Annotated in this window: 7 protein-coding genes and 3 pseudogenes; 5 read left to right on the forward strand and 5 right to left on the reverse strand. The window is 73.6% G+C overall.

Features of this window, described 5'->3' with window-relative positions:
• Together C1J00_RS30440 and C1J00_RS48370 are read left to right on the forward strand one after the other, a co-directional pair.
• A partial coding sequence (locus tag C1J00_RS30440) for an aminotransferase class I/II-fold pyridoxal phosphate-dependent enzyme (protein ID WP_102912210.1) occupies positions 1-1,019 on the forward strand: 1,019 nt, incomplete at its 5' end.
• A 20-nt stretch (positions 1,020-1,039) separates the two neighbouring features.
• Positions 1,040-1,780, forward strand: a pseudogene (locus C1J00_RS48370) (serine hydrolase domain-containing protein); the annotation flags it as partial.
• 7 nt (positions 1,781-1,787) lie between these two features.
• Here the strand turns inward: C1J00_RS48370 and C1J00_RS30450 are convergent.
• The 5 genes and pseudogenes from C1J00_RS30450 to C1J00_RS30470 form a co-directional block, all read right to left on the reverse strand.
• The gene (locus C1J00_RS30450) at positions 1,788-3,155 is read right to left on the reverse strand and encodes an alpha-lytic protease prodomain-containing protein (RefSeq protein ID WP_102912211.1); all 1,368 of its coding nucleotides are present in this window, start codon (positions 3,153-3,155) and stop codon (positions 1,788-1,790) included.
• Positions 3,156-3,312: 157 nt separating this feature from the next.
• Positions 3,313-4,978 (reverse strand): annotated as a pseudogene (locus C1J00_RS30455) (alkaline phosphatase D family protein).
• A 224-nt stretch (positions 4,979-5,202) separates the two neighbouring features.
• The gene (locus C1J00_RS30460) at positions 5,203-5,967 is read right to left on the reverse strand and encodes a metallophosphoesterase family protein (protein WP_102912212.1); all 765 of its coding nucleotides are present in this window, start codon (positions 5,965-5,967) and stop codon (positions 5,203-5,205) included.
• Positions 5,964-6,251: a BON domain-containing protein gene (locus C1J00_RS30465; protein WP_102912213.1), complete on the reverse strand. Its 288-nt coding sequence runs from the start codon at positions 6,249-6,251 to the stop codon at positions 5,964-5,966. Before C1J00_RS30465 ends, C1J00_RS30460 begins: the two co-directional genes overlap by 4 nt.
• Positions 6,252-6,263: 12 nt before the next feature.
• Positions 6,264-6,941 (reverse strand): nucleotidyltransferase family protein, encoded by a 678-nt coding sequence (locus tag C1J00_RS30470; RefSeq protein WP_102912214.1) that lies wholly within the window; start codon positions 6,939-6,941, stop codon positions 6,264-6,266.
• Positions 6,942-7,407: 466 nt separating this feature from the next.
• On the opposite strand from C1J00_RS30470, the gene C1J00_RS30475 reads away from it, so the two are divergent.
• From C1J00_RS30475 to C1J00_RS47720, 3 genes and pseudogenes are all read left to right on the forward strand, one after another.
• Positions 7,408-7,617 (forward strand): hypothetical protein, encoded by a 210-nt coding sequence (locus C1J00_RS30475; RefSeq protein WP_102912215.1) that lies wholly within the window; start codon positions 7,408-7,410, stop codon positions 7,615-7,617.
• Positions 7,618-7,724: 107 nt separating this feature from the next.
• Entirely contained in the window at positions 7,725-8,270 is a 546-nt protein-coding gene (locus C1J00_RS45555; RefSeq protein WP_180989746.1) for a hypothetical protein, read from the forward strand.
• A gap of 16 nt (positions 8,271-8,286) precedes the next feature.
• Positions 8,287-9,954, forward strand: a pseudogene (locus tag C1J00_RS47720) (cation-translocating P-type ATPase); the annotation flags it as partial.

Consider the following 9,954-nt stretch of genomic DNA (forward strand, 5'->3'; position numbering starts at 1 on the left):
GACTCAGGGAGCACCCGGACGCCAAGGGGATGCTGCTCATCACGCCCACCGATTGGGGTTCCTGCGCCGACGTCACGGGAGTGGCCCGGGTGTGCCACGCGTTCGACGTCCCCTTCATCGTGGACGAGGCCTGGGGCGCCCACCTGCCGTTCCACCCCGAGTTGCCCGCGTGGGGCATGGACGCCGAGGCCGACCTGGTGGTGACCAGCGTGCACAAGATGGGCGGGGCGGTGGAGCAGAGCTCCGTCTTCCACCTCCAGTACGACCGTGTGGCGCCCGAGGTCCTCGCACAGCGGGAGGACCTGCTCGGCACCACCAGCGCCTCGTCCCTCGTCTACGCCACGCTCGACGGCTGGCGCCGGCAGATGGTCGAACAGGGGCACGAGCTGCTGGAGGCGGCCATCCGCCGTGCCCATCGCGTCCGGGCGGCGGCCGCCGAACTGCCGGGTCTGCGGCCCATGGGCCGGGAGATCGTGGAGGAGGGGCTCGCCGCAGACCTCGATCCGCTCAAGATCGTGATCGATGTCCGCAAGCTCGGCATGAGCGGCATGCAGGCGGTGGAGTGGTTGCGCGTCCACCGCCATGTGGACGTCGGCGGCTCGGACAGCTGCCGCATCAGCGCCTCGATCACCTGCGCGGACGACGACGAGACCGAGGAGGTGCTGCTGGACGCCCTGCGGGCGCTCGTCGAGCACGCGGACTCCGTCGAACGGCGTCCCGCGGTCCGGCTGCCCGAGCCCTCGGCGCTGGAACTGGAGCAGGCCATGCTGCCCCGCGCGGCGTTCTTCGCCCCGGTCGAGCACGTGCCGGCCGAGCGGGCCGCGGGCCGGATCGCCGCGGAGATGATCAGCCCGTACCCGCCGGGCGTGCCCGTGGTGGCGCCGGGCGAGGTCATCACCGACGAGGTCCTGGACTATCTGCGCAGCGGCGTCGAGCACGGCGTCCTCATCCCCGACGCGGCCGACCCCACGGTCCGGACGCTGCGGGTCGTGGCGCGCGACGCGGTGACGCACGCGTGAGCTGTTGAGAATGCTGTTCAAGTGAATCCTCCGGACTCCCCGCCCTCCCGTCCGGCTTCATCCGCCGGAGCCTGCCCGCGTGGCGCACCTACCCCTACGCCGCTTCCCGGCCGTCCGGGTCTTCGACGCCTCCTGCGCCACCGGCAACGGCACCGCCCGGGCACCCGCTGGGGCTACTCCGACTTCGGCGTCGCCGTCCTCGGACACGCCCTGGCCGCCGCGACCGGTACGCCGAGGGAGGACCTCCTCACCGGCCGGGTGCTGCGCCCGCTCGGCCTCGACGGCACGACCCTGCGCGCGGACGACTCCGGGCTCGACGCCGTCGGGCACGGCAGGGACGGCAGGACACCCGTGCCGCCCCTCGACGCCGGCGGCTATAGGCGGCCGGTGCCGTACGGGCCACGCCGTACGACCTGCTCGCCTTTCTGGAGGCTCATCCGCGGCCGGACGACGCGCCACCGGACCTTGCCCCGCCCTGCGCGCGGTGTGCCACCCGGTGCTCCGCCGGGGCCTGACGCACCGGCACGTGCACACCGTCGCCTGGTTCCGTCACCCCACCGGCGGCCGGCCGATGTTCTTCGACAGCGGCGCCACCCTGGGCTTCCGCCCCGACACCGGCACGGCACTTGCGGCCGTCTGCACGCGCCGCTCCCGCGCCCAGGACCCCGTTCGTCGCCACCGCGTACGCGATGCTCGCGGAGGACCGGCCGGACCCGCCCGGCGCCGACTGCCCGTGCCGCGCCGGCGCCGGACAGCCCTGACCCCTCGTCACACCCGCTGCCACAGGGCGGGGGTGCGGGCGGGGACCCAAGGACTTTGGGCCTGGTGCGTCTGCAGGCACTGGTAGCGCACACTCTCGTGCGTCACCGTGACGCCCGCCTCGTACACGCGGCCCGCGGCCCACGTCGAGGCGGCACTGCCCTGCGGCGCCGGGGACTCGGCCTCGGCGGTCTTCAGGGTGAGGCCGAAATCGCTGAGCAGCGGGTTGACCGGCTGGTAGAACGTGGTGCCGCCGGTCTTGCAGTCGCCGCTGCCGCCGGACGTCACGCCCTGCGCCTGGACGCCCGAGACGTACGGCCCGCCGGAGTCGCCCGCCTCGGCGCACACCGTCGTCTGTGTCAGCCCGTCCACCCTGCCCTCGGCGTAGCTGACACTGGTGTCGTGCTGCTCGACCTTGCCGCAGTGCCACCCCGTGGTGGACCCCGAGCGGCAGACCGCCGCCCCGACCAGCGCCTGGACCGAGCCGGTGACCTGCACCGTCTGCCCGCCCTCGCCCTTCACGTTCGGCGTGGCCTTCCACAGGTCGGTGACGGCCACCCACGACATGTCCTTGCCGGGGAACGTGGATGCCTGGAACGTGCCCTGGTCCGCCTGGTTGTGCCCGGTCGTCTTGGCGCCCTGCCTGCCGCAGTGGCCCGCCGAGGCGAAGCCCTCCTGCTCGCCCTTGGTGACGGAGAAGCCGATGGAGCAGTTGGCGGTGCCGTCGATGTAGTAGGCGTCCCCGCCGGTGAGATCCTCCATGAGCCGCGGCCGGTTCGCCGTGACCTTCACGCTCACGCTCTTGCCGTCGAGACCCGCGGCCTCGACGAACGCCGCCGCGGCGGCCTTGCTCCCGGCCTCCACCACGACCCGGTTGGCCGGGATGTCGACGTACCACAGCGGTGTCTCGCGGGTGCTGACCCGGACGGCCGCCGCGTCCAGCTTCTGCTTGGCGGCCCGCAGGTCGCGCAGCGTCTTCTTCACGACGATCGCCTTCGCGCCCTGCGCCGTGATGGCCGGCACGTCCGCGGCGTCCGTGGTCGCCACCACAAGTTCCTGTGATGTAGTGCCGCGCAGCCAGGCCCCCGCGAAGCGGTCGCCCAGGGCGTTGCGCAGCCGTCCTGCCCGGGTGCCCGCCTCCGCCTCGTTGACCAGACGCCGGGACGCCCGGGCGGGGGTCAGCCCGAGGTCGCGCTCCATGGCGCGCAGCACCGGCGCCGACGGCCGGTCGGCGCCGAGGGTCTGGGCGGCCGTGGGCAGGAGGCCCGCCGCGGGCGTCGGCTCGGCCGCGACGGCGGCGGGGATCCCGGTGGCGACGAGCACGCCAAGCGCGGTCAGCGCCACCCGGCGACCGGTCACGGCAGGTCTGTGGACCATGCGATGCGTCTCCTTCGATCTCAGCATTCGATTTCGGGTGTCGATCGTGGTGGGCTTCCGCACAGACCTCGAGGGAACGGCCGGTGCGGTGTCCCGGGCCGCCCCGTTCGGCGCTCTGGCGCGGGGAACGGCGCCATGTGCAGTACGGGCGGGCGCCTCACACGGACTTCAGGCCGGGCGAACCCGCCTCGGTCACGAAGGACGCGGTCGTGGAGATGCCCCCGCCGGGCGTCGTGATGGCCGAGACGGTCCGGAAGTCGACCTGGGGCCTCTCGTGGCCCATGTCGACCCGGACGTAGCCGCGCCGGCCGTCGAAGTACTTCATGTGAGGGTTGGCCTTCATGTACGTCTCCCAGTCGCCCGGCTTCGCGGTGCCGTTGCCGCCGCTGGCGACGGACGTGCAGGCGAACTCCGTGCCGACCGTCTTGGAGGCCGGGTCGTCGAAGTCCTCCTTATATCGAAGGCGTATCCGCGGTGGACGTCCCCGGTGAGGACCATCCAGTTGTCGATGCCGGCGGCCTTCGCGCCCGCCATGACGCGGCTGCGGGAGGCCCGATAGCCGTCCCAGGCGTCCATGGAGACCCGGGCCGGTTCGGTCAGGTCGAACTTGCGCTGGGAGAAGCACACCTGCTGGGGTAGTACGTGCCACAGCGCGTTCGACTTCTACCAGCCGTCCAGCAGCCAGCGCTCCTGATCGGCGCCGGTGAGGGTGCGGGCCGGATCGTCCGATTCGGCGCCCGGCTCGTGCGGTCGGTCGCCGTAGGCCTGGTCCGAGCGGTACTGGCGGGTGTCGAGGATGTCGAACTGGGCGAGCGAGCCCCAGGACAGCCGCCGGTACAGCCGGGCGTCGGGCCCGTTCGGACGCTGCTCGGCGCGCAGCGGCTGGTTCTCCCAGTACGCCCGATAGGCCGCGGCCCGCCGCACCAGGAACTCCTCCGGGGCACTGCCCTTCTCGTCGTAGGCGCCCGCGTGGTTGTTCTCCGTCTCGTGGTCGTCCCAGGTCACGACGAACGGGTGCTGGGCGTGCGCGGCCTGCAGGTCCGGATCGCTCTTGTAGAGCGCGTAGCGCAGCCGGTAGTCCGCGAGCGTGGTCGCCTCGCGGTTGAACACGTCGGGCAGCTTGCGGTCGGTGTAGCGGCGGGCCCCGCCGGCGGAGTCCACCCCGTACTCGTACAGGTAGTCGCCGAGGAAGAAGACCACGTCGACGTCCTCCTGTGCCAAATGCCGGTGGGCGGTGTAGTAGCCGTCCTGGTAGGCCTGGCAGGCGACGGCGGCCAGCCGCAGGCTGTCGGTGTCATCGCCCGGGGCCGGCGCGGTGCGGGTGCGGCCCACGGGACTGATCCAGGTGCCCACCCGGAACCGGTAGTAGTACTCGCTGTCCGGCCGCAGGCCCTTGACGTCGACGTGCACGCTGTGGGCGTACTCGGGGTGGGCTGTGGCGGTCCCCTGCTGCTCGACGACGACGAACCACTCGTCCAGGGCCACTTCCCAGGAGACGGTGACCCGCTCCTGGCCGAGGCCGCCGTCCTCCGCGAACGGCTGGGGCGCGAGCCGGGTCCAGATCAGCACGGAGTCGGACAGCGGGTCCCCGGAGGCGATGCCGAGGGTGAACGGGTTGTCGGTGATCCGGGTGGCGTCGAGTTCGCGGGCGGCGGTGGCACCGCGCGCCGGCCGGTTGGTGCTGAAGGCGAGCATCGCGGCGGCCGCGGTGACGGTCAGGAAGCGACGGCGGGCGAGGTGCGGCGCCGCGCTGCGCAGTACGGCGTCGTGCGGGGAGAAGGCTTGCTCGGAGAGAGTGGCATTTGACGGCCCGTCAGCGCCATCTGATGTCCTCTCGTAGGGGGCACGTGCGCCCCGAGCGGACGCGTGGGGACATCGCCGACGTGCGGAGCGCGGAGTTCGCATGCTAAGCAGACAAAATGGCTGAAACGGGCGCGACGTGCGGGAGGTTCACACCACAGGCGGTACCCGGGTGGTGGGTGCGCCGGGCGGCGGACAACGGAAAACGCCGCCGGCGAACGCCGGCGGCGGAGGGGGAAGGGCCCGCTCAGCGGACCCGTTGTGCGGCGGCGCCGGTCGCGGCGGGCTCCCGGACCGGCAGGTGGTAGACGTGGAAGGCCCGTCCGATGACCGGCTGGGCGACGTTGCGCACCCGCACACCGCCGCTCGTCATGCCGTGCTCGGTGCCGGCGTGCGCGTGCCCGTGCACCGCGAGGTCGGCGCCGGCGGTGTCGATCGCCTCGGCCAGCAGATAGCTGCCCAGGAAGGGGTAGATCTCCAGCGGCTCGCCGGCCAGCGTGTCCGCGACGGGGGAGTAGTGGGTCAGCGCGATCCGCGCGTCACAGCCCTCCTCGCCCAGTCGCTCCAGTGCGGTCCGCAGCGCGTCGGCGCTCCGGCGGGAGTACCGGACGAACTCCTTCATGACCGGCTCGCCGAACTCCCCGGCGCAGCGGCCCACGAAACCGCCGCCGAAGCCCTTGGTCCCGGCGACGCCGATCCGCGCGCCGCCGCTCTCCACGACCGTCCCCTGTCCCTCCAGCACATGCGCGCCGGCGTCCCGGAGGATGGCCGTGACCTCGTCCGGGCGGTCGTCGTGGTGGTCGTGGTTGCCCAGGACGGCGACGACCGGAACGGCGAGGTCCCGGACCTCCCGGGCCACCACCCGCATCTCCTCGGGCGTGCCGTGCCGGGTGAGGTCCCCGGCCAGCAGCAGGAGATCGGCGCACTCGGGCAGGGTCTCGAAGGCGGGGCGGAGCACGCCCTGGCTCTCGGGCCCCATGTGGATGTCTCCGACGGCTGCGATGCGGATCATGAGAGCTCCTCCGCATGGTCGGGGGAGGACGCCTCGGTGACCACGAGGTCGCTGTGCACGGGGAAGCCGGCGAGCTCCTCCTCCACGGTGCGCACGATCTCCTCGCGGCAGGGCGCCGAGGGCACGGTGCCGGTGAGCAGCACCGCCCTGCCACGCGCCTCGACCCGTACGCCCAGTTCACCGAGTTCGCCGGAGGCGAGACGGTCCTGGAGGTGGGCGATGCGGTACTCCAGGTTCTCGGCGGGCGGCCCGCCGCCCGCGTCCTGTGAACCGAGGGTGCTCATGTGGGTGCTCCTTCAGATGACGTTCAGGCGCTCCAGGAGGAAGAAGAACGCCGCGGGCATGGGCTCGTCCCCGCACTCGCGCCGCACCTGCTCCCAGTCGACCTTCTCCCGCAGCGCACGCGCGATGGGCAGGGCCGCCCCGAAATCGCAGTGGTGCTCGGAGAACGCGGCGGTCAGGCTCCACAGCAGATCGGTCGGGGCCAGCACGGGCATGCGCACCGAGTCGACCGACAGCTCTTCGGCCCGCTCCAGCATGTCCGCGCCGACCGGCCGGTGCGCCAACTCGAAGATGATGTCGACCGGCTGCCCGAAACACGTGGCCTTGATCAGCCAGTCCTCCGGCGGCGTGTAGACCGTCAGCCCGGCGTCGCGCAGCGTCGCCGCCACCGCGTCCGCGTCCTCGGGGCGGATCGCGAAGTCGACGTCGTGCTGCATGTTCTTCTCGCCGCCGTGGGCGTACGCGGCCACGCTGCCGGCCAGGGCGAACAGGTGCCCCTTGCGCTTCAGCAGAGCGCCGACCTGCTTGGCCGCCTCCAGGATCGCCTGGTTGCGGTCCAGGGGCAGCTCCTGCGGCGGCTGGTCCGCCTGCGGGTCCTGTGGTGGCGCGGGCTCGGCTCCCTCCGGAGCCGTCCGGAGGTCGGGGATCCCCGGTCGCCGGACGAGCGTCGCGTCATCACCGTTCTGCGTCATGACCACTCCTTCGCCGAACCGGACACTCCGCACCGTGCGGTGTCCGGACCCGAGACGGCCTGTTTGCCTGCACTGAGTACCCGGCGCTCCCGACCCGACACGGACGGCTTCCGAAGGCCGCCGGCCCCGCACGATGTCGCCTCCCTCCAGGGCCGGTTGACCAGCCTCGCGACGCCCGGCCGCCGCGGGGGCGTGCGGTGCCCGCGGGAACGTGCGGCGCATGGACGCGCCCGCTGCATGCTCCGTGCCGTCCCGTGTTCCGGCGTGGATGGGTTGTCCAGTGGCACGGGGTCCGTGCCGTCCCGTGTTCCGGCGTGGACGGGCTGCCCAGCGGTCTGGGATCCGCCTCGACCCGCGGGCCGTCGGCCTTCTCGTCCGGCGCGTCGTCACAGGCGACCGGCCGCTCGTCGCCCCCTGCCTGGGGCAGGGCCGGACCGCCCGGCCGTACGCCCCTGAGGGAGCCCTGATGCGCACGTTGTCGTACGCCCTGCTCACTGCCCTGACCGCCACCGCACTCGCCGTGCCGGCTGCTGCCGCCGCCCTCCCGGCAGACGTCACCGCGAGCCAGTGCGTCGCCGGTGGCGGCATGATCGTCATCTCCGCCGTGGGTGACGGCTCGCCGTCCTACACCAAGCGCTGCATGGGCGGGGTCCACGACGGCGAGACGGTGCTCTGACACCCCGGCCGAACAAGACAAGCGCGTCCCCCGCCGAAGGCGGAATATGGGGCCAGGAGCTGGGAAACCGGATGAGGCCGTAGGACAACGCGCACGTGGAGGTCGACATGAACCAGGAAACATCTCGTTCGCCCGATCTTCCGCAGCCGTTGCGGGCCATGGCCTCGGGCCTCAGGCACCTGCCCGGTGCGGAGCACGTGGGCAAGGTGGCCACGGAGGCGCTGGACAGGATCGGCACGGTCTCACCGCGCGGCCGCCGGATGGCCGTCTACGCCGGCGCCGGAGTGCTCGGCGTGGCCGGACTGGTGGAATGGCCGGTGGCGGTGACCGGCGCGGCCGTCGCCTGGCTCACCCAGCCGCACCCCGGGCAGCGGCCCGACCACCCGTCCCCGAACGGCGGAACACCGGCCGGCGAGGACGGGGACCGCCGCTCCGCCCGGGGCGACGAGGACACCTCCGCGTACGGACCCGGCGGCCGACTCGCCGCCTCCCACTACCGGCACGACCGGCCGGAACAGCACGTCCATGAACAGCCCGCCAAGGTCGGCGACACCGCCACCGCCTCCGCGCTGAAGCAGGTCGCCGAGGCCACCGCGCACCACGGCGAGGAGCAGCCCCACGGGCAGACACACAACAGCCGCCCCACCGGCTGAGTCGGGACACCAGCAGATGCTCACACGCTTCGACGTCACCCCGCTCGTCGGGGCCGTGGCCGGCGCGGCCGCAGGCGCCGCCCGCGACGCCGCCCGATCGGTGACCTCCGCCTACGACACCACCCGCCGCGTCCGCAACGTCGCGCGCAACGCCCTGACCGGCGACCGGCACTGGACGGCCGGCCGGCGCCTCCACCTCGCACTGCGGCACTCCGGCGGCGACCCCGGAGCGATCGCCCACAAGGTCGCCCAGGAACTCGTCGAGCACCCGGACGTGCTCACGGCGTACTGGGACGGGGGACTGGCCCGCCTGGTCGTCACCGTGGCCGAGGACGCCGCCACCGACCGCGTCACCGAGCGGGCCACCGCACTCGCCAGCCGCCTCGGCCTGGCCGAGGGCGCCGACCCGAACGTCCGCGACACCAGCCACCCCGGCGACCCCGCCGAGGTGCGCGTCACCGCGGCGGCGATCCTGCTGGACGCCGCCGGCGCGGCCGGAGCCCTGGCCGGCCGGTCCCTGCGGCTGCCGCCCACCCCGCGCGTGGTCACCGCAACCGTCACGCTGCTGCGTGAGAACCCCCGCTTCCGGGCCCTGCTCCGGCAGCGGTTCGGCACGTCCGGCATGGAACTCCTCCTCGCCGCCGCCAACGCCGCCACCCACGGCATCGGCCAGACCCCGCTGGCGCTCGTGCTCGACGGCATCCTGCGCGGCAACCAGCTCACGGAGGCGGTGGCCAGGGCCGCGGCCTTCGAGGCGCTGCACGACGACGTCTGCCACGCCGAGCGCACCAGCCTGGCCTGCCCCACGGACGCCCGGCCGCCGCTCAAGGTGACCCCCGCCGCTGAGTACGCCTCGCACGCCAGCACCGGCAGCCTCGCCGGCGCCGCCGCGACCCTCCTCGTCACACACAGCGCGAACGACGCCGCCGAAGCGGTCCTCGCCGGGTCCCCGAAGGCGGCCCGGTACGGACCGGCCGCCTTCGGCGCGACCCTCGGCACCTTCCTCGCCCACGCCGGGATCCTCCTGCGCGACGGGGAGCGCCTGCGGCAGCTGGAGATCGCCGACGCCCTCGTCCTGCACGCCGACGCCCTGCGCAGCCTGCGGCAGGACGACACCGACGACGGCCTCCCCGACGACCCGGTCCACCCCTTCGCCGAGGCTGTCCTGGACGCGGCCCGCCGGGCAGGACTGCACGTCGTGATCGCCGGCGGCTCCGACCTGAAGGACATCACCCGGCTCGCCGACGAGGTCGCCCCGAGCGCCGAGCCGTTCGGAGACGTCGTACGGGCCCTGCAGGACGACGGGCACGTCGTCGTGACCGTCGCCCGCCTGGACGAGTCCGGCAAAGGGCACGTCGTGGCCGGACTGCCCGCCGGTGACGTGGCCATCGCCCTCACCGACGGAGGGGGCGCCGTCTCCTGGGGCGTCGACGCGCTGGTCCCCGGCGGCCTCGCCGACGTCTGGCGGCTGCTCACGGCGATCCCCGCCGCCCGGCGCGTGGGACGCCGGTCGCAGACTTTCGCCCGCGCCGGAGCGGCCCTCTCCGGGCTCCTGGTCGCCCGCGGCGGGCAGCCCCCCGGCCGACGCCTCCTGTGGCCCCTCACCCGGCACGCCCCCGTCAACATCGCCGCCGCCGGCGCCCTGATCACCGGCTGGGTCGAAGCCGTCCGCGTGGCCCGGGCC

It is taken from the genome of Streptomyces cahuitamycinicus (assembly GCF_002891435.1).
Taxonomy (GTDB): Bacteria; Actinomycetota; Actinomycetes; order Streptomycetales; family Streptomycetaceae; genus Streptomyces; species Streptomyces cahuitamycinicus.

Excerpts from the sequence above, each read along its gene's own strand:
- C1J00_RS30475 (WP_102912215.1), top strand. The coding sequence starts at position 7,408 with ATGCGCACGTTGTCGTACGCCCTGCTCACTGCCCTGACCGCCACCGCA.
- C1J00_RS30465 (WP_102912213.1), bottom strand. The coding sequence starts at position 6,251 with ATGAGCACCCTCGGTTCACAGGACGCGGGCGGCGGGCCGCCCGCCGAG.
- C1J00_RS45555 (WP_180989746.1), top strand. The coding sequence starts at position 7,725 with ATGAACCAGGAAACATCTCGTTCGCCCGATCTTCCGCAGCCGTTGCGG.
- C1J00_RS30450 (WP_102912211.1), bottom strand. The coding sequence starts at position 3,155 with ATGGTCCACAGACCTGCCGTGACCGGTCGCCGGGTGGCGCTGACCGCG.
- C1J00_RS30470 (WP_102912214.1), bottom strand. The coding sequence starts at position 6,941 with ATGACGCAGAACGGTGATGACGCGACGCTCGTCCGGCGACCGGGGATC.
- C1J00_RS30460 (WP_102912212.1), bottom strand. The coding sequence starts at position 5,967 with ATGATCCGCATCGCAGCCGTCGGAGACATCCACATGGGGCCCGAGAGC.